An 18854-nucleotide genomic window follows, 5' to 3' on the forward strand; every position below is an offset into this window, starting at 1 on the left:
GGATCGCGCTGTTGGAAGCGGATGAGATGAAATCGAATGTTTTTGCCTACCCATTGAATTCACCCAGATCGATATTCAGGCGGCCAATGCGGTAAAGCAGCGTGCGCCTCGGCAGGCCGAGTTCACGGGCGGTAAGGCTCTGGTTGCCAGCGTTGCGGCGCAGGCAATCGAGCAGCAGGCTGCGCTCCACGCGCTCCAGCCGCTCGCGCAGATTCAGGCTGCTGTCTTCGGGTATGGCCTCGACGCGCAGGGAAAAATGTTCGGCCAGCAACTCGCCGCCCTCGCACAACAACACGGCACGCTCGACCAGGCCCTTGAGCTCGCGCACATTGCCGGGGAAGGCGTAGCCGGACAGATGATCGAGCGCCGCGCCCGACCAGCGCAGCGGGTCACGCTGCAAGAACTCGCAGGTCTTGTCGGCGAAGTGCCGGGCCAGATCGATAATGTCGCCTTCGCGCTGACGCAAGGCCGGCAGCTCAATCGGGAATTGCGCCAGACGGTAGTACAAGTCCTCGCGGAACTTGCCTTCACTGACCAGCACCGACAAGTCGCGGTGGGTGGCAGCAATGATCCGTACATCAATCTTGTGGGTGTCGTTGGAACCCAGCGGACGAATCTCGCTTTCCTGCAGGACGCGTAGCAGCTTGGCTTGCAGCGAAAGCGGCATGTCGCCGATTTCGTCGAGCAACAGGGTGCCACCGTTGGCCGCGTCGAACAGTCCGGGCCGGTCGCGATCGGCGCCGGTAAAGGCCCCCTTGCGATAACCGAACAGCTCGCTTTCGAGCAGGTTTTCCGGGAACGCCGCACAGTTCTGCACGATGAAAGCCTGGGAACGACGTGGACCGAAGTCATGAATCGCCCGGGCGACGACTTCCTTGCCGGTGCCGGTCTCGCCGCACAACAGCACGGTGTACGGGCTGTGCAGAACCTTGCTGATCATCGAATAGGTCTGGCGCATGCTGGCGCTCTTGCCGATCAGGCCGTAATCGCTGGCGCTGGGCACGCTGAGCGGCGCTGGGCGCGGCTCGTCGCCGGGCTGACGCAAGCGCTGCAACAGGTGCAACTGGCCGAGCACGAACGAACCAAGCTGGCCGAGAGAATCGGCAAAGCCTTGCAAGTCGACATGACGACGGCTCGCACACAGCAGCAAGCCTTCGACGGATTGTTTTTGATGGTTGAAGACCGGCACGCACAGCAGCGACTGCCAGGGCTCGGCCTGCGCCGGCAGGAAACTGGTTTCGTGCAGGCTGCCGCTCAGTTCACCCAGGCACACCACTCGGTTCTGGCACAGGGCGAACTGCAACAGCTGTTCGCCGTTGTAATCCGCCGGCATGCTTGCCGCCTGACGCGGTTGCAGCACGCCATCCAGGCACTCGGCATTCATGCCCAGGCAAGTGTGGGTCGCATCCAGCAGATACAGCTGGGTCAGCTCGCAACCGCTGAGCCCGGCCAGGCCGTGCACGAAATCACCCAGCAGCGCAGCGCCGTTGGTCGCACGCGACAGAACGGCGTACTGCGCCAGCAAGGCTTCGGCATAGGCCAGCGGCTGCGGTACCTGAGTGAACATCACACCCACCTCAGGCGAACTCGCAGGTCACGCTGGCGGAGCCATCGAGCGTCGCGTGGACGCGCTTGAGGCTTTCCCCGCTGGCCATGGCATCGAGCAGGCGGTCAGCAACCAGCGGCAACACGTGCTGGTCGAGCAGGTGATCGATCAGGCGCGCACCGCTGTCGCTTTGCGTGCAACGCTCGGCCAGATGGTCGACAAGGTTCTGGCACCAGCTGAAATCCAGCTGACGACGATTCAGGCGCTCGCCCAGACGACCGAGTTTGATTTCGATCAGCTCGCGCAGTACCGGGCCACCAACCGGGTAGTACGGCACCACTTTCATGCGCGCCAGCAAGGCCGGCTTGAAGTGCTTGCTCAGTACCGGGCGGATAGTTTCTTCCAGCACTTCGGCGGTTGGTCGCTCGCCGTTTTCGCACAGGGCGCTGATGCGGTCGCTGCCCAGGTTGGAGGTCATCAGGATCAGCGTGTTGCGGAAATCGATCTCGCGCCCTTCGCCGTCGTTGGCCACGCCCTTGTCGAAGATCTGATAGAACAGGTTGAGCACGTCCGGGTCGGCTTTCTCGACTTCATCGAGCAGCACCACCGAGTACGGCTTTTGCCGCACGGCTTCGGTGAGCATGCCGCCTTCGCCGTAACCGACATAGCCCGGCGGCGCACCGATCAGGCGCGAAACGGTGTGTTTCTCCTGGAATTCGGACATGTTGATGGTGGTGATGAAACGATCACCGCCGTACAGCAGATCCGCGAGGGCCAGTGCCGTTTCCGTCTTGCCGACGCCGCTCGGGCCGACCAGCAGGAACACACCGACCGGAGCGTCGGGCTTGTTCAGGCCGGCAGCGGTGGCGCGCATCGAGCGGTCCAGGGCGTGAACGGCCTGTTCCTGACCACGGATGCGGATCCGCAGGTCGGTGGCGAAGCTGGCAATCTTGGCGTTGTGCTCACGCGCCAGTTGCGACAGCGGCACACCGGTCCAGGCGCTGATCACTTCAGCCACCAGACGCGGGCAGACTTCAAAGCTGACCAGACGCTCCTTGGCCTGCGCCGCGATCAGGGCGCTGTGGGTTTCGTGCAGGCGGGCTTCCAGCGCTTCCACGCTGAGGGCTTCGTCGACCTCGACGCTGAGCGTTTCGATGACCGTGCCTTCGGCGTCCTCTTCAACACTGATGGCCGGCTCGACGGCGGCGGCTTCGCGAGCCTTGGCCAGTTGTTGACGCAGATCCAGCAGGTTTTCCGCCAGTTGCTTCTGCTCGGTCCACAGCGCTTCCAGGGCAACTTTTTCGTTTTCGGCTTCGTCCAGGCGCGCTTCCAGCGCATCGAGGGCTTCGTGGTCGATCAACAGACCGGCTTCGGCATCACGGCGCAGCGCCTGACGCTGACGGCCACCTTCGGCCAGTTCGCCACGCAGGCGCTCCAGGCTTTCCGGGGCGGCGGCAAGGCTGATGCGCACCCGGGCGCAGGCGGTGTCGAGCACGTCGACGGCCTTGTCCGGCAGTTGCCGACCAGCCAGGTAACGGGCCGACAGTTCTGCGGCCGAAACGACGGCATCGTCGCGCAGATAGATGCCATGGCTCTTCTCGTAGACCTGAGCCAGGCCGCGGAGAATGGTCACCGCTTCGCTGACGGTCGGCTCATGCAATTGCACCGGCTGGAAACGACGGGCCAGCGCCGGGTCTTTCTCGAAATACTTCTTGTACTCCGCCCAGGTGGTCGCGGCGATGGTGCGCAGTTCGCCACGCGCCAGCGCCGGTTTCAGCAGGTTGGCGGCATCGGAACCGCCGGCGTTGCCACCAGCACCGATCAGGGTATGAGCTTCGTCGATGAACAGGATGATCGGCTTTGGCGAAGCCTTGACTTCGTCGATCACGCCCTTGAGACGGCGCTCGAATTCACCCTTGACGCTGGCACCGGCCTGCAAAAGCCCCATGTCCAGCGACAGCAGTTCGACACCCTTGAGCACCTGCGGTACTTCACCGGCAGCGATACGCGAGGCCAGGCCTTCGACGATGGCAGTCTTACCGACGCCCGCTTCACCCACCACAATCGGGTTGTTCTTGCGGCGCCGGGCGAGGATGTCGACCATCTGCCGGATCGCACCATCACGGCACAGAACCGGGTCGAGCTTGCCGTCGCGAGCTTGCTGGGTCAGGTTGTGGGTAAAGCGCTCCAGCAGCGACTCACCCTGCGCAGCAGGCTTGCCGCTGGCCGGTTGTTCGTTCTGCGACAGGGCAAACTCTTTCAGGCGCTCGATATTCAGCTTGGCCAGCAATGACTGGTAGCGGCTGCCGGCGTAGCGCATCGGGTTGCGCAGCAGCGCGAGGATCAGCGCGGCCTCCTCGACCTTGCTCTGGCCCAGCTCAAGGTTGGCCACCAGCAATGCATCCTGCAGCCATTGCACCAGTTCCGGGGCAAAGACCGGATTGCGCGAAGCGCTGTGCTCGACGCGGGTCTGCAATGCGGCGTTCAGCTCACTGGCGTCCACATCGGCATCCTGCAGGGCGCGGGCCAGCAGTCCGTTCGGACGCTCCAGCAGGCCCAGCAGCAAGTCTTCGACCAGAATCTTGCTGCCGCCACGGGCAACACAACGCTCGGCCGAGCGCTCGAGATCACGGCGGGTTTCGGCATCCAGCGCCTGGATAAGTTGTTGCAGGTCTACGTTGATCATTGATCATCTGTCCTTAATGAGTTTTGCTGCCCAGAGTCACCACGCCGTCCGCTTTCTCGCGGCCCAGCCAACTGGTCCAGCCGAGGCGACAGGCGTTCTGCTCACCGATGCGCAGTTCACGGATTTCTTCCTGGCGCAGCACCAGGCGAATGTCATAGTCGAGCGGGTCACGCAGAGTGAATCGCACCAGCGCGCAGAGCGGCTGGTAGCCGAAACCGATTGGCAGGAATTCATGGAATCGCTGCCAGTCGAGTTCGGTGATGTGGATACGGAATTTGCCGCTTCGGTCGCGTACGTGTTCGCCAAGCACCAGGTCTTCGCCCAGCGCGCTGTTGGCGCGACCGAGGCGGTTGCGTTGCTCGTCGAGGATTTCCACCCGGCGCTCGATACACTGCTCGATGACCAGGTCTTCGTGCTTGAAGTAGTAACGCAACACCGCCTCGATCAACGCCGCCGAGTGCGCCCGCAAGCTGAGCAGACCGAGATAAGGCAGCAGGCGTTTCCAGTTCAGCTCCTTGGCCTTGCGAATCTCTTCGCCGCCCAGGCCGATCAGGGCAAACAGCTGTGCCGAGAACGGGTCGATGGCGCCACTCTGGAAGCGCGCGCGATAGCGATACTTGCGCCAGATCGGCAGCATCAGCCGTTGCAGGCGATGATGGAACAGGTCGAGGAAGTTGCGCGTCGGGTTGCCGTCCTCGCTGTCGCCCAAGGCCTGTTCGCCATAGAACGCCGGCAACGGCGAGCCGGAACCGACCAGGCCGATCAGGTTGAAACGCATGCGCGCGCGCATCTGCCCGTGCTCTTCAAAAAACTCCACGCGGTCGACATCGCTGCCAGGGAAACCCAGGCTCGGGTTGGCCTGGAATTCCAGCTGGTCGTACAGGTCGTCTTCGCTCAGGTGCGGGTGTGCATCGCGCAGCCGGTCGATGACCAGCAGCACGGCCTGAAACAGCGAGTACTCGCGTATACCTCGGGTCAACCCGCTTAAAGCAGGGGTTGCAGACCCATACGTGGTGTCCATTGGTACACCTCTCCCTGTGTGCTTTTTACCCGCAGCTCGTGGTACGAATTGAGACTGGCGTAAAGCGCAAAAAACTCGTTAAGAACCGAAGCGAAAACGAACAGGTCGCCTTCACCGATATAGCCTTCCGGGTCGATGGTCAGCTCGGTGCGCAAACCGCGTACCGGCAGGCCGCGGTGCAGGCGATCCACGTGATGGTGCTTGATGTGCTTGAGCCCGCCGAGCAGGCGCTTGCTGACCTTTTCCGCGTGCTGGTCGTAGTAGCGCGGCAGGTCGTAGGTTTCCAGAATCACTTTCAACGCATTGACGTCGGCCAGCGACAGATAGTTGAGCGACATGTTGCTGATCAGCTTCCACAGGAAGTCACGGTTCAGCGGCGGCGCGAAGCTCGATGTGGCCGGCGTGATGTTGCGGAAACTCAGGAACTCCGGCGTCTCTTCGCAGGCCATGCAGATGTCGCCAAGCTTGAGCTTGCGCGGCAGGTTCTGGTTGGTGCACATCAGCTCGATCGACAGGGTTTCATGGGCTTCGGTGTGACGGATACCAAAGCTCAGGTAAGTGTCGAGGCCGTCGTGCAGCAGGGACGAACGCTGGCGGATGCTGTAATGCGGACGGCTGTTGGGCACGTCGAAACTCGGGTCGTGCTCGAAGGACTCGAACGGCACGTATTCCTGATAACCGAGGCCACCGGGCTTCCAGCCGGTCACGGTTTGCACCGAGAACACCCCGCAGTTTTCCAGATCGTATTCCGCAGGCAGCAACAGGTATTCGTCCTGCTTGCCGTCGAGGCGGATCGGCAGCGCGTCGTGCTCGAACAGGTTGACGATCGGGGTGCAGAACAGCTTCACGTTATCCAGGGTCGGACGCAGACGCTGGATGCCACTCTTGCGGATATCGAAGCGCAGTTCCAGGCCGCGCATCTGCTTGAGCGTGTCTTCCGGCAGCGCCTTGAGCATGTCCAGGCCGGTGACGTCGACGAACAGGAACTTGTCCTGGAAGGCGAAATATTCCTGCAGGTAGCGATAACCACGGAAGGTGTTCAGCGGATACGGAATCAACGCTTCTTCTTCAGCAAAGCCCACCGGCTGCACGCGGTTGCCCGGCATCTTGAACGCCATCGGTATGCCGTTGACGCCTTCGATGGGCTTACCGTTGCCATCCAGCGGAATCAGCTCGATGCCTTCCAGGTTGCGCAACAGGCTCAGGTAAAGCATCTGGCTGATATAACGCTCGCCAGCCAGGTGCAGGCGCAGGCGGCTCAGTTCCAGTTCACCGAGATGACCGTCAGCAGTCATTTCCAGGCGCAGGCTGAGCAACGAGCCGTCGCCCTTCACCGAGTAATTGAGCGCGGCCAGCGCCAGCGACAGGACTTCGGTCGGGTAGCAGGTGCGGAAACGGCAACGCACATCATCGATCGGCCGGCTCTCGACAGGCGTATCGCGCTCGACCTTGAGCGCCGGCCCGGAACGCTTGAGCGGATCGAACTGCAAAATGCTGAACGCCGGCAGCGGCCGCATGTAGTTCGGCCACAGCAGTTGCATCAACGAATGACTGAGCTCCGGCAACTCGTCATCGAGCTTCTGCCGCAACCGCCCGGTCAGGAACGCAAAGCCTTCCAGCAACCGCTCCACATCCGGATCCCGCCCGGTCTGCCCCAGATAAGGCGCCAGCGCCGGACTACGCTCGGCGAAACGGCGGCCCAACTGACGCAGTGCGGTGAGTTCGCTTTGGTAGTAGTGGTTAAAGGACACGGTGAGTTACCTGCCTGATAGTGGAGCTCATGGGAGAACGGTCCTGTGGATTGCATTCCACATTTATCTGGATCATTGGAAACACCTGAGAACAGGTTCGGCTGCAAAAATAAACGAGTCCGATAAAAGCACACCGCCAAACATTGTCGACAATAATGCTCCAATCGCTCACAGCCTCACCGACCCTAGACATGTCGCTCAGTTTTCCAAATGGGTATAAGGTGTATTACTGATAAATATATTCAACCAACTTTCTTCCCACTGAGGCACAGAGATAGTGAACGTCTTTTCTTGCCTGTCAAAATCAACCCAGGAGACACCCACTTCTTTTTCATTTTCAAAAGCACGCAAGTCCATTGACTGCGTATCATATAAAGGCGTTCGGTAGACCTTAGCCGGCTCCTGAGTATCAATAACTCTTAAATACCCCATGCCGCCCAGCATGAAAATCCGCCCAACACGCACATTCTCCATGACATAACGACCCGAAGGACTGACTTGAGTCGAACTGGCAGGGTATCCAAGCATGGCATTCACACAATAAATCAAAAGCGCACAGCTAATTATCAGCAAAGCGCCGAGCGACCAGATCCACTTACCCTGAATTAAACGCATCATTCTTTCACACCAAGAAATTTTCGTGGCCCAGCCAAACCAAAAACACCTATCATTTACTCAGAATATCTATAACCACTAAAGGAACAGACTCATACAGCACATCGGAAAAAACCTGAAAATCTCCGCCCTTCCCAAACTGGGCTCGATATTTTACAAAGTGAGAGTTCGTTATATAAAAATAACGCGCCTCATCTAACTCTTTGTACATTTGCTGAGAAGCCTGTGGATCCAGAAATGGATTCGACGCTATATTGGCTCTCGCTTGTTGCGCGCTGATATTGGCCGCATTTGCATAAGCCGGATTGGCAATCCCATCGAAATTCCAGTAACCCAATGGCTGGCTGAAGCTGTCGTCGGGAGAATCATTGAAGTCATAGGAATCTTCAACATAAAACCCGATACGATCAACTAACAACTGTATACCTTTATCCGAAACGACAACTTTACCTTCGGGAAAGACACGCATATTAAAATTAGCCAACGCCGCCCTGAGCTCATCGGTTTTTTCAATCAGACCAAACTTGACGGCCCTACTATTGCTGTACCCAAAATCCTCAACATCCCTTGCTTTCCCATCAAATTTTAACGGGTATGTTCCAGGCGTCTTGCTCAGAAGCTTAGGCCCCATTTTATTGCGCATATTTCTCTGTGCCGCAGGATTATTCCAAGCAGACTTCAGTTCTTGAACAACTTCCTTTGCCGGTTCAAACTGCATAACCCAATTCATTGTCACGATGGAATCCTCTACATACGGATCTTTCGCAAGAACCGTATGGTCCTTGACTTCAGGGCTCATTGCGCCATCAGTCGTAGGCCAGGGATTGCCTTTAAACCAGTGCCGCATAAGATTTGCAGCCACAGGCCAGTTCATTTTATCCATTGCAGCAGGAATATCGGTAATCTTGAATTGACGAACAGCGGTAGACTTAGCAGCCCGATTACTGGCTGGAGTCAGAGTTGAAGCCACTTTTGTATCCGCCATATCATAATTCCTTACTTGCAATATCCTGGATAACACTAACCAATAACGACTTCAGATTGCTGCTCAATAATCAACTCGTATGCTTCAGCTTCCGAGGAGGAAATTATTTGGGTCTTTCCGTCAATCCCCGTAACCCCATTGATTATTTTCCCAGAAGCTGTTTTGAAACTGTATGCAACACCTGCAAGAGGCTTACCGGTGTCTTGGCAATTGATCACATAATGCTCGTCGAACGGCCACTTGATCTCCACCGGCAACGGCGGCACAAACGGCGCCGGCGTATGTGTATTGCCGATAATCACCGTCCCGGAACCTGCCGTTACCTTGTTGCCGTGCGAGCCCACCGAACCCACGGTCGCGGCTGGTTTGCCGTTGATCAGTACCGTGGTGGCAAGGTCGCCGACCAGTGTGCCGCCGCAGGCCGAGGCATCGTCCTGGCGGGCGGCCGGGAGGCCGTCGAAGAACACGTTGCTGGAACCGGCGGCAATCGGGTTTGTGCCGTGGCCGGAGACCGGGCAAGCAGTGGGGTCGGATACACGTGCAGCGGGTTTACCGGACATCGCAGGCTCCTTAGTTGACCTTGACTTGACCGCTTCCATCCAGGCGCGCGGCGAAACTGACCTGGCGCTTGAAACCTTCAACTTCCAGCAGACCTTCGATACTGAAGGACAGGCGAAGCTGATCGTTGTCACGCGGCAGGGAAATGACACGCACGTTGCTCAGGCGCGGCTCGTAGGCTTCGATAAAGTTTTCGATGGCCAGACGGGCCTGACTCAGAGAGTCGTGCAGGCTAAGGCGCATGTCATTGAGATCGGGTAACCCGTAATCGGACAGCGTCTGCACGCTGCCCGCACGGGTGCTGAGCATCTTGGCCAGATGGGCAGCCACGGACGCCATGGCGGAAACCTCGCGGCTCCAGCCGGCGCGCTTGTCCGCGTCGCCATTGAGGCGTTCAAAAAGGCTGCCGTATCCAGTCATGAGTGAGCTCCGTTTACTCTTTGTCCAGCTTGCCAACCAGCGACAGGGTGAAATCGGCACCCATGTACTTGAAGTGCGGACGCACGTTCAGGCTGACGCGGTACCAGCCAGGCTCGCCTTCAACGTCGCTGACGATGATTTGCGCAGCGCGCAGCGGACGACGGCCACGAACTTCGGCGCTCGGGTTTTCCTGGTCGGCCACGTACTGGCGGATCCACTTGTTCAGTTCCAGTTCGAGGTCGGTACGCTCTTTCCACGAACCGAGTTGCTCGCGCTGCAGCACTTTCAAGTAGTGAGCCAGGCGGTTGACGATCATCATGTACGGCAGTTGGGTGCCGAGCTTGTAGTTCAGCTCTGCGGCCTTGCCTTCTGCGCTGATGCCGAAGAACTTCGGCTTCTGCACCGAGCTGGCGGAGAAGAACGCCGCGTTGTCGGAGCCTTTGCGCATGGTCAGGGAAATGAAGCCTTCCTCGGCCAGTTCGTATTCACGACGGTCGGAAACCAGGACTTCGGTAGGAATCTTGGTTTCGATTTCGCCCATGCTCTCGAAATGGTGCAAAGGCAGGTCTTCAACAGCACCACCGCTCTGTGGGCCGATGATGTTCGGGCACCAGCGGAACTTGGCGAAGCTGTCGGTCAGCTTGGTGCCGAATGCGTAAGCGGTGTTACCCCACAGGTAGTGCTCGTGGCTGTTGGCAACGGTTTCCTTGTACACGAACGATTTGACCGGGTTTTCTTCCGGGTCGTACGGGTTGCGCAGCAGGAAACGCGGCACGGTCAGGCCAACGTAGCGGGAGTCTTCCGACTGGCGGAAGCTCTGCCATTTGGCGAATTGCGGGCCCTCGAAGTGATCTTTCAGATCCTTCAGGTCCGGCAGGCCGGTGAAGCTTTCCAGGCCGAAGAATTTCGGGCCGGCAGCAGCAATGAACGGCGCGTGGGACATGCAGGCTACGCTGGACACGTACTGCATCAGTTTCACGTCCGGCGAGCTTGGGGACATGTAGTAGTTGGCGATGATCGCGCCTACCGGCTGACCACCGAACTGGCCGTATTCAGCGGTGTAGATATGCTTGTACAGGCCCGACTGCATGACTTCCGGCGAATCCTCGAAATCGTCCAGCAGGTCGTCCTTGGAGACGTTGAGGATTTCGATCTTGATGTTTTCACGGAAGTTGGTGCGGTCGACCAGCAACTGCAGGCCACGCCACGACGATTCCAGTGCCTGGAAGTCCGGGTGGTGCAGGATTTCGTCCATCTGACGGCTGAGCTTGGCATCGATCTCGGCGATCATGCGGTCAACCATGGCTTTCTTGACCGGCTCACCGTTGTTCTGCGGCTTGAGCAGCTCTTCGATGAAAGCCGACACACCGCGCTTGGCGATGTCGTAGGCTTCGTCGTCCGGCGTCAGGCGGGTTTCGGCGATGATGCTGTCGAGAATGCTGTATTCGCCATTTTCGGCGGCGTTCTGTTTTGCTGCGCTAGTGCTCATTGTGTTGGCTTCCTTGGCTGCTGGAGTCTCAGGCGTCCGGGGCTGCGGCGTTCAAGCCCAGCTCACCGAGTACGCGACCGCGGGATTCGTCGTCGGCAAGCACGCCTTCGATGGCTTTGCGGAACGCTGGTGCGTTACCCAGTGGACCTTTGAGGGCCACCAGCGCATCGCGCAGTTCCATCAGCTTTTTCAGCTCAGGCACTTGCTCGACCAGGCTGGCCGGGTTGAAGTCCTTCATCGAGTTGACGCGCAGTTGCACAGCCAGCTCATCGGCCTGACCATCTTCCTGCAGACGGTTCGGCACGCTCAGCGTCAGACCCAGCTCTTGCTTGGCCAATACTTCATCGAAAGTCATCTTGTCGATGCTGATCGGCTTGCGATCTTCAATCTTGCGATCGTCCTTGCGGTGGGTGTAATCACCGATTGCCAGCAGTTTCAGCGGCAGTTCAATCTCTTCCTGAGCACCGCCAGTGGCGGGTTTGAAGGTGACGTTGATGCGTTCCTTGGGGGCTACCGAGCCTTCTTTGGCCATGGGTTTTCTCCTTGCGGTTGTGGCCGTGAGGCCTATTCGAGCACCACTTCGAGGTCGAGGTGGCACAGCCTGCGATAAATCTCTTCCTTGCGGTCACGTACTGCATGGTTCTGCGGCAATAGCTCGCAGCAACTGTGCAGAAGATGCAGCACTTCCAATGCAAGATCGGGCTCCCAGGCGTTCAGGCCTGAGTCCTGTAATGTCTGATCGAGGGTTTCAAGCTGGTTCTTGGCCAGTTCGTACTTCTTGGCCATGAAGCACAGCCGCGCCAGGGCGAACTGCCAGAAGAACCGCACTCGTCCGCCATTGGCGCTCTGCAGGCCCTGCTTGAGGATCTGCACGGCAGGCTTGAGCCCGTCCTTGCGCAGGATCGGCAAGACATCTTCCAGAGCCTTTTCCCAGGCCGGACGAGCTTCGGTATCGGTCTCGACCTTGCGCGGCGCACTGGCGGTTTGCAGATGCGGCATGACATTGGCGGCAATCCACGCCCGAGTCGCCGGATCGGCGAATGGCGCGCCGTCGTGATAGCGCAGTTCGACGATGCCAGGCAGCCGCTGAACCAAAAGCGCGAAGTGGATTTCCACTTCGCGCATTGCCAGTTCGGCGCTGAGGTTCTGGAGGCATTCCCAGACCATTCGCTGGCCATCGAACCAGAACGGCGCCTTCGCCAGGCTCGCCTCCAACTCAACGAGCAGGTCGGCGTACTTGCCCTGATCGAAACGATCCTGATAGGCCTTGAGCTTGTCTACGGGCAGCCCGCGTAGCGCGGTTATCTGCTCGGCGTTGCGCTCCGGCACCGCATCGATCGGCAGCCACAGCAATGTGCGATTGAGGCGCAGGGCGCGCAGGTCACTGGCTTTCTGCTTTAGCCACCAGGCGCACAAAGGACGAGCGTTTTCCTGCTGGGCGCGCAAGGCCTTGTGCGCTTCCTTCTCGTTATCAATCGGTGCGCCAGGGGTAAACAGTTGCGTTGCCGCCTGTTTGACCTGGGCAACCGCAGCGCCTACCACGCCGGGTTCCGGCTGGTTATCGGCGGCACGCTGGACCATGCTTTTCAGGCGGCGGCAAATCGGCAGCAGCAGCGGAGCATCGTCGCCCAGGTGTTCGGTGCATGCAGCATCAAGGCCTTCAAGGTGCTCGACCAGACGACGGAACAGTGGCAACTGCTCTTTAATGGCGACGTTTTCGTTCAGCACCTGCTCGAGACGCGGTACCAGCCAACTGATGGCAGCGGAGCGGGTGCGGGACTTGTTCGGATGAATCTCGGCCCAGTGATGCTCACAAAGATGATGCAAAAGCCCAAGCCCGGCCAGCAGCCCCTGGAATGATTCACGCTGGTACAGCGCCCAGGTCAGCCAGGCGGCGACCCGCAAATCCTTGGACTGGGTACGGAGCAGGCTTTCACTGTTTTCGCGGATTTTCAGCCAGTCGATCTGACCGCTGTTGTGCATGGATTGCGCTTTGTTCAGCTCGCTTTCCAGTGCCTCATACTCGCTCGAAAAACGAACGTCTTCGCCCGCAAAACTCTCAGTGGAAACAGAGGTTTTGGCGAGTTCCAGATAATGGGCAGAAAGCTTGCTTGAATAGGACATCCCTGACCTTCCACGAACACATCACTGTGGCTGTTAATGTTTAAGAGGCATATTGCCATCATTAAGGGGATTACGGTGCCATACAACCGTTTGAAAAAACACACCCTATATAAAGTGCGTGGATCTTACTCACGGTGATGGCCACTAGCAAGCATCGGATTACAAACAAAGAAGAATATTCAACACACTACGTAGGAGTTTTCCCCATATAAACTGGGGGAATCCCCGCTCCCGGCTTGTTAATTAAGCCGCCGCAAACCCCGCTAAAACCCTTGAGATAGAGCCATCAACGCTACAGTTTTCAATACTTTTCATGAATAGCAGCAACGACGAGGGCTATCAGACACGTCAAGACTGAACAAGTTCCACAAAATGTGCGAGAAGTAATCAGAGCGTCATAATAATAACTATCCGACCTCGTAGGAAATTTCTTAAACAGCACTGTCTTTAGTTCAATCCGTCATTAATATGACAGTATCAGATAGCCATCATTGGCAACTTCCCTTGCTTCGTTTCGACAGATCATGAAGAACTGCTTCTCTTGCCAGCACATACCAACCTGCAATGTTTCGAGATGTAAACATCTCTTCATGACAGCACAAGCATCGGCTTACTCATTTTCAGGTACCGGGTTTCTGGAAATGCCGCACCAGCCTGAAGAAATGGATTTTTCAATTGCCTATGCTTGTACATACAAGTAGAGACAGGTTATAAAGGTCACACGCACCACCTGCCAGAATGTCGCCTGAGTGCCAGGCACCGCTCGCCCTCCACGGGCTGGCTTGGATTGATCGCCGAGGATTTTTTCGTGACCGACAAGACTCAACACCTCAAGCAAGACTGGACCCGCCATCGCGATGTCGAAGTGCGGGCTGCCCGGGGCACTCAACTCACCGCCAAAAGCTGGCTGACCGAAGCCCCGCTGCGCATGCTGATGAACAACCTGGACCCGGAAGTGGCCGAAAATCCCAAGGAACTGGTGGTGTACGGCGGCATCGGGCGGGCGGCGCGCAACTGGGAGTGCTACGACAAGATCGTCGAGAGCCTGACTGAACTGAACGACGATGAAACCCTGCTGGTGCAATCCGGCAAACCGGTCGGCGTGTTCAAGACCCATCGCAATGCACCGCGCGTGCTGATCGCCAACTCGAACCTGGTCCCGCACTGGTCAAGCTGGGAGCATTTCAACGAACTGGATGCCAAGGGCCTGGCGATGTATGGCCAGATGACCGCCGGCAGCTGGATCTATATCGGCAGCCAGGGCATCGTTCAGGGCACTTATGAAACCTTCGTCGAAGCCGGTCGCCAACATTACGATGGCAACCTCAAGGGTCGCTGGGTACTGACCGCCGGCCTGGGCGGAATGGGTGGCGCGCAGCCACTCGCGGCGACCCTGGCAGGCGCCTGCTCGCTGAATATCGAATGCCAGCAGAGCCGGATCGATTTCCGCCTCAAGACCCGTTATGTCGATGAGCAGGCCACCGATCTGGACGACGCCCTAGCGCGTATCGCCCGCTATACCGCCGAAGGCAAGGCCATCTCCATTGCCCTGTGCGGCAACGCGGCCGAGATTCTTCCGGAAATGGTCCGTCGTGGCGTGCGCCCGGACATGGTCACCGACCAGACCAGCGCCCATGACCCGCTCAATGGCTACCTGCCCAAAGGCTGGAGCTGGGAAGACTACCGCGCTCGCGCCCTGAGCGAGCCGGCGGCAGTCGTCAAGGCCGCCAAACAATCCATGGCCGAACACGTCGAAGCCATGCTGGCTTTCCAGAAGGCCGGTGTTCCGACTTTCGACTACGGCAACAACATCCGCCAGATGGCCAAGGAAGAAGGTGTAGCCAATGCCTTTGATTTCCCCGGATTCGTTCCAGCCTATATTCGGCCACTGTTCTGTCGCGGCGTAGGTCCTTTCCGCTGGGCAGCCCTGTCGGGAGACCCGCAGGACATCTACAAGACCGATGCCAAGGTCAAGGAGCTGATCCCGGACAACGCCCACCTGCATAACTGGCTGGACATGGCCCGCGAACGAATCAGCTTCCAGGGGCTACCGGCACGTATCTGTTGGGTCGGCCTGGGTTTGCGCGCCAGACTGGGCCTGGCTTTCAACGAAATGGTCCGCAGCGGCGAGTTGTCTGCACCCGTAGTGATCGGCCGCGACCATCTGGACTCCGGCTCGGTTTCCAGCCCCAACCGCGAAACCGAATCGATGCGTGATGGTTCCGATGCCGTCTCCGACTGGCCATTACTCAACGCCCTGCTCAACACGGCCAGCGGCGCGACCTGGGTTTCGCTGCACCATGGCGGCGGTGTCGGCATGGGCTTTTCCCAGCATTCAGGCATGGTAATTGTCTGCGACGGTACCGATGAGGCCGCCAAGCGCATCGCCCGCGTATTGCATAACGACCCGGCTACAGGTGTCATGCGCCATGCCGATGCCGGTTATGACATCGCCATTCAATGTGCCAAAGAGCAGGGCCTGAACCTGCCAATGCTTGAAGGTTGAAGCACCTGTCGCAAACGTTCGACAGGCCATGACAACAGTCGCCGCTCAGGCAGGACTCAAACGGCAGCCAGAAGTCAGCCCGAACGAGCGACTGATATCAATAAAGGAGTAGCAGCATAGTGAGCACTACCACATCCGCCACGGCACTGAACCTGAAGCCCGGTACGCTGACCCTGGCGCAACTGCGTGCGATCTATCAACAACCGGTGACGCTGGGCATCGACAGCAGTGCCGACCGGCAGATCGACGACAGCGTGGCCTGCGTGGAACGCATCCTGGCCGAAAACCGTACGGCCTATGGCATCAACACCGGCTTCGGCCTGCTGGCTTCCACGCGCATCGCCAGCGAAGATCTGGAAAACCTGCAACGCTCGCTGGTGTTGTCCCATGCGGCGGGTGTCGGGCAACCGATCAGCGACGAACTGGTGCGCCTGGTCATGGTGCTCAAGGTCAACAGCCTGAGCCGTGGTTTCTCCGGCATCCGGCGCATGGTGATCGATGCCCTGATCGCCCTGATCAATGCCGAGGTCTATCCGCACATCCCGCTCAAGGGCTCGGTGGGCGCTTCCGGCGATCTGGCACCGCTGGCGCATATGTCGCTGGTGCTGCTGGGTGAAGGCAAGGCGCGCTACAAGGGCGAATGGCTGAATGCCGTCGATGCGCTGGCGATTGCCGGCCTGAAACCGCTGACCCTGGCCGCCAAGGAAGGTCTGGCGCTGCTCAACGGCACTCAGGTTTCCACCGCCTTTGCACTGCGCGGCCTGTTCGAGGCCGAAGATCTGTTTGCCGGGGCCATGACCTGCGGCTCACTCACGGTGGAAGCGGTACTTGGCTCACGCTCGCCGTTCGACGCCCGTATTCATGCCGCCCGTGGTCAGCGCGGCCAGATCGATGCAGCAGCCTGCTATCGCGACCTGTTGGGGGAAAGCAGCGAAGTGTCTGAATCCCATCGCAACTGCGACAAGGTTCAGGACCCGTACTCGCTGCGCTGCCAGCCACAGGTCATGGGCGCCTGCCTGACCCAGTTGCGTCAGGCCGCCGAAGTGCTGGAAATCGAAGCCAACGCCGTCTCCGACAACCCGCTGGTGTTCGCTGCCGAGAACGATGTGATCTCCGGCGGCAACTTCCACGCCGAGCCGGTGGCCATGGCCGCCGACAACCTGGCACTGGCCATCGCCGAAATCGGCTCGCTGAGCGAGCGGCGCATTTCCCTGATGATGGACAAGCACATGTCACAGTTGCCGCCGTTCCTGGTGGCCAACGGCGGGGTCAACTCCGGGTTTATGATCGCTCAGGTGACTGCGGCGGCGCTGGCCAGTGAAAACAAGGCTTTGGCCCACCCGCACAGCGTCGACAGCCTGCCGACTTCGGCCAACCAGGAAGACCATGTTTCCATGGCGCCGGCAGCCGGCAAGCGTTTATGGGAAATGGCAGAAAACGTTCGAGGGATTCTTGCCGTAGAATGGCTGGCTGCATGCCAGGGGCTGGACCTGCGCGATGGCCTGAAAACCTCGCCGAAACTGGAAAAGGCCCGCGCTGTACTGCGCAGCAAAGTACCGCCCTACGAGAAGGACCGCTTTTTTGCACCGGACATCGAAGCTGCCAGCCAGCTGTTGTCCTCCACTTGCCTGAACCCGTTGGTTCCTGCACGTCTGCTACCTAGTCTGTGATGCACCGCGAGCCTGGCAGGGCTCGCAATGGTCAATCGCTGCGGGAAGCCGGAAGCAGGTGTTCTCGCAGCTATTTGCCATACCCAGTAATGAGATGGACGGAAATGACGTCAAAAGATGGTTTGAAACGCGGCTTATCAGCCCGCCACATTCGCTTCATGGCTCTGGGCTCTGCCATCGGCACAGGGTTGTTCTATGGCTCTGCCGCCGCGATTCAGCAGGCCGGGCCTGCAGTTCTGCTGGCCTACCTGATCGGCGGCGCAGCAGTCTTCATGGTGATGCGCGCCCTCGGCGAGATGGCCGTGCATGACCCCACCTCCGGCTCGTTCAGCCATTACGCCAGCCGTTACCTCGGCCCCATGGCGGGCTTCGTGCTGGGCTGGACCTACGCCTTCGAGATGATCATCGTCTGTCTGGCGGATGTCACCGCGTTCGGGATCTACATGGGCTTCTGGTTCCCGGAAGTGCCGCGCTGGATCTGGGTGCTGGGCATCGTGTTCCTGATTGGCGCGCTCAACCTGTGCAACGTCAAGGTGTTCGGTGAAACCGAGTTCTGGCTGTCGCTGCTCAAGGTCGGCGCCATTGTCGCGATGATCGTCGCCGGCTTCGGCATCATGCTGTTCGGCATCGGCTCATCTGCTGGCGAAGGCACCATCGGCATCAGCAACCTGTGGACCCATGGCGGCTTCATGCCCAATGGCATCGGCGGCCTGATCGCCTCGCTGGCGGTGGTAATGTTCGCCTTTGGCGGCATCGAAATCATCGGCATTACCGCAGGTGAAGCCAAGAACCCGCAACGCACGCTGCCCCAGGCGATCAATGCCGTGCCGCTGCGCATCCTGCTGTTCTATGTGCTGACCCTGTTTGTGCTGATGTCGATTTACCCATGGCCACAGATCGGCACTCAGGGCAGTCCGTTCGTACAGATTTTCGACAACCTGGGCATTGCCTCGGCCGCGACCATTCTCAATATCGTGGTGATTTCGGCAGCCGTTTCGGCGATCAACAGCGACATATTCGGCGCAGGCCGCATGATGTATGGCATGGCGCTGGAAGGTCAGGCCCCGGCAGGTTTCGCCAAACTGTCGCGCCAGGGCGTGCCATGGATGACCGTGGTGGTAATGGGCGTGACACTGCTGGCCGGTGTGCTGCTCAATTACCTGATTCCGAAGAACGTCTTTCTGCTGATCGCCTCGCTGGCCACCTTCGCCACGGTCTGGGTATGGCTGATGATCCTCCTGACCCAGGTTGCGATGCGTCGCTCGATGAGCCGCGAAGAAGTCGCGCAACTGAAGTTTCCGGTACCGTTCTGGCCTTACGGACCGGCTGCCGCCATCGTTTTCATGCTGTTCATTTTCGGTGTACTGGGCTACTTCCCCGATAACCGTGCAGCGCTGATCGTCGGCGCGATCTGGATCGTCCTGCTGCTCATCGCCTATCGCTTGTGGATAAAGCCCCGACAGCTCAAAAACACTCAATGACC

General features: G+C 59.0%; 14 protein-coding genes. 3 read left to right on the forward strand and 11 right to left on the reverse strand.

Features of this window, described 5'->3' with window-relative positions; all coding sequences use genetic code 11:
• Window positions 1–46: 46 nt before the first annotated feature.
• From ALQ04_RS20785 to tssA, 11 genes are all read right to left on the reverse strand, one after another.
• Window positions 47–1567 carry a sigma-54-dependent Fis family transcriptional regulator gene (locus tag ALQ04_RS20785; protein ID WP_122317620.1) on the reverse strand — a complete coding sequence of 507 codons (1521 nt, stop codon included), beginning with the start codon at window positions 1565–1567 and terminating at the stop codon, window positions 47–49.
• Window positions 1568–1577: 10 nt separating this feature from the next.
• Window positions 1578–4232: a type VI secretion system ATPase TssH gene (gene tssH / locus ALQ04_RS20790; protein ID WP_122317621.1), complete on the reverse strand. Its 2655-nt coding sequence runs from the start codon at window positions 4230–4232 to the stop codon at window positions 1578–1580.
• A gap of 13 nt (window positions 4233–4245) precedes the next feature.
• Window positions 4246–5253 (reverse strand): type VI secretion system baseplate subunit TssG, encoded by a 1008-nt coding sequence (gene tssG / locus ALQ04_RS20795; RefSeq protein WP_122317622.1) that lies wholly within the window; start codon window positions 5251–5253, stop codon window positions 4246–4248.
• Entirely contained in the window at window positions 5217–7004 is a 1788-nt protein-coding gene (gene tssF, locus ALQ04_RS20800; RefSeq protein ID WP_122317623.1) for a type VI secretion system baseplate subunit TssF, read from the reverse strand. The genes tssG and tssF overlap by 37 nt, the downstream gene beginning before the upstream one ends.
• Window positions 7005–7202: 198 nt before the next feature.
• Complete coding sequence (locus ALQ04_RS20805; protein WP_147466619.1) at window positions 7203–7622, reverse strand: hypothetical protein; 420 nt, start codon at window positions 7620–7622, stop codon at window positions 7203–7205.
• A 49-nt stretch (window positions 7623–7671) separates the two neighbouring features.
• Entirely contained in the window at window positions 7672–8604 is a 933-nt protein-coding gene (locus ALQ04_RS20810) for a DUF6402 family protein (RefSeq protein WP_122317625.1), read from the reverse strand.
• Window positions 8605–8639: 35 nt separating this feature from the next.
• Window positions 8640–9164: a PAAR domain-containing protein gene (locus ALQ04_RS20815; RefSeq protein WP_122317626.1), complete on the reverse strand. Its 525-nt coding sequence runs from the start codon at window positions 9162–9164 to the stop codon at window positions 8640–8642.
• Window positions 9165–9174: 10 nt separating this feature from the next.
• Complete coding sequence (gene tssE / locus ALQ04_RS20820) at window positions 9175–9582, reverse strand: type VI secretion system baseplate subunit TssE (RefSeq protein WP_122317627.1); 408 nt, start codon at window positions 9580–9582, stop codon at window positions 9175–9177.
• Between the two features lie 13 nt (window positions 9583–9595).
• Entirely contained in the window at window positions 9596–11071 is a 1476-nt protein-coding gene (gene tssC / locus ALQ04_RS20825) for a type VI secretion system contractile sheath large subunit (RefSeq protein ID WP_122317628.1), read from the reverse strand.
• A gap of 28 nt (window positions 11072–11099) precedes the next feature.
• Window positions 11100–11603, reverse strand: coding sequence for a type VI secretion system contractile sheath small subunit (tssB, locus tag ALQ04_RS20830; protein WP_122317629.1), 504 nt, complete (start codon window positions 11601–11603; stop codon window positions 11100–11102).
• 32 nt (window positions 11604–11635) lie between these two features.
• A complete protein-coding gene (gene tssA / locus ALQ04_RS20835) occupies window positions 11636–13195 on the reverse strand; it encodes a type VI secretion system protein TssA (protein ID WP_122317630.1) in 1560 nt (519 codons plus the stop codon).
• Window positions 13196–14003: 808 nt separating this feature from the next.
• On the opposite strand from tssA, the gene hutU reads away from it, so the two are divergent.
• From hutU to ALQ04_RS20850, 3 genes are all read left to right on the forward strand, one after another.
• Window positions 14004–15701, forward strand: coding sequence for a urocanate hydratase (hutU, locus tag ALQ04_RS20840; protein WP_122317768.1), 1698 nt, complete (start codon window positions 14004–14006; stop codon window positions 15699–15701).
• Between the two features lie 119 nt (window positions 15702–15820).
• A complete protein-coding gene (gene hutH, locus ALQ04_RS20845; RefSeq protein ID WP_122317631.1) occupies window positions 15821–17371 on the forward strand; it encodes a histidine ammonia-lyase in 1551 nt (516 codons plus the stop codon).
• A 104-nt stretch (window positions 17372–17475) separates the two neighbouring features.
• On the forward strand, window positions 17476–18852 hold the full coding sequence (locus ALQ04_RS20850) for an amino acid permease (protein ID WP_122317632.1): 1377 nt from the start codon (window positions 17476–17478) through the stop codon (window positions 18850–18852).
• The last annotated feature ends 2 nt before the right edge of the window (window positions 18853–18854 follow it).

The organism is Pseudomonas cichorii, assembly GCF_003700275.1.
Lineage (GTDB): Bacteria > Pseudomonadota > Gammaproteobacteria > Pseudomonadales > Pseudomonadaceae > Aquipseudomonas > Aquipseudomonas cichorii_B.

Excerpts from the sequence above, each read along its gene's own strand:
- ALQ04_RS20785 (WP_122317620.1), bottom strand. The coding sequence starts at position 1,567 with ATGTTCACTCAGGTACCGCAGCCGCTGGCCTATGCCGAAGCCTTGCTG.
- tssH (WP_122317621.1), bottom strand. The coding sequence starts at position 4,232 with ATGATCAACGTAGACCTGCAACAACTTATCCAGGCGCTGGATGCCGAA.
- tssG (WP_122317622.1), bottom strand. The coding sequence starts at position 5,253 with ATGGACACCACGTATGGGTCTGCAACCCCTGCTTTAAGCGGGTTGACC.
- ALQ04_RS20805 (WP_147466619.1), bottom strand. The coding sequence starts at position 7,622 with ATGATGCGTTTAATTCAGGGTAAGTGGATCTGGTCGCTCGGCGCTTTG.
- ALQ04_RS20810 (WP_122317625.1), bottom strand. The coding sequence starts at position 8,604 with ATGGCGGATACAAAAGTGGCTTCAACTCTGACTCCAGCCAGTAATCGG.
- ALQ04_RS20815 (WP_122317626.1), bottom strand. The coding sequence starts at position 9,164 with ATGTCCGGTAAACCCGCTGCACGTGTATCCGACCCCACTGCTTGCCCG.
- tssE (WP_122317627.1), bottom strand. The coding sequence starts at position 9,582 with ATGACTGGATACGGCAGCCTTTTTGAACGCCTCAATGGCGACGCGGAC.
- tssC (WP_122317628.1), bottom strand. The coding sequence starts at position 11,071 with ATGAGCACTAGCGCAGCAAAACAGAACGCCGCCGAAAATGGCGAATAC.
- tssB (WP_122317629.1), bottom strand. The coding sequence starts at position 11,603 with ATGGCCAAAGAAGGCTCGGTAGCCCCCAAGGAACGCATCAACGTCACC.
- tssA (WP_122317630.1), bottom strand. The coding sequence starts at position 13,195 with ATGTCCTATTCAAGCAAGCTTTCTGCCCATTATCTGGAACTCGCCAAA.
- ALQ04_RS20850 (WP_122317632.1), top strand. The coding sequence starts at position 17,476 with ATGACGTCAAAAGATGGTTTGAAACGCGGCTTATCAGCCCGCCACATT.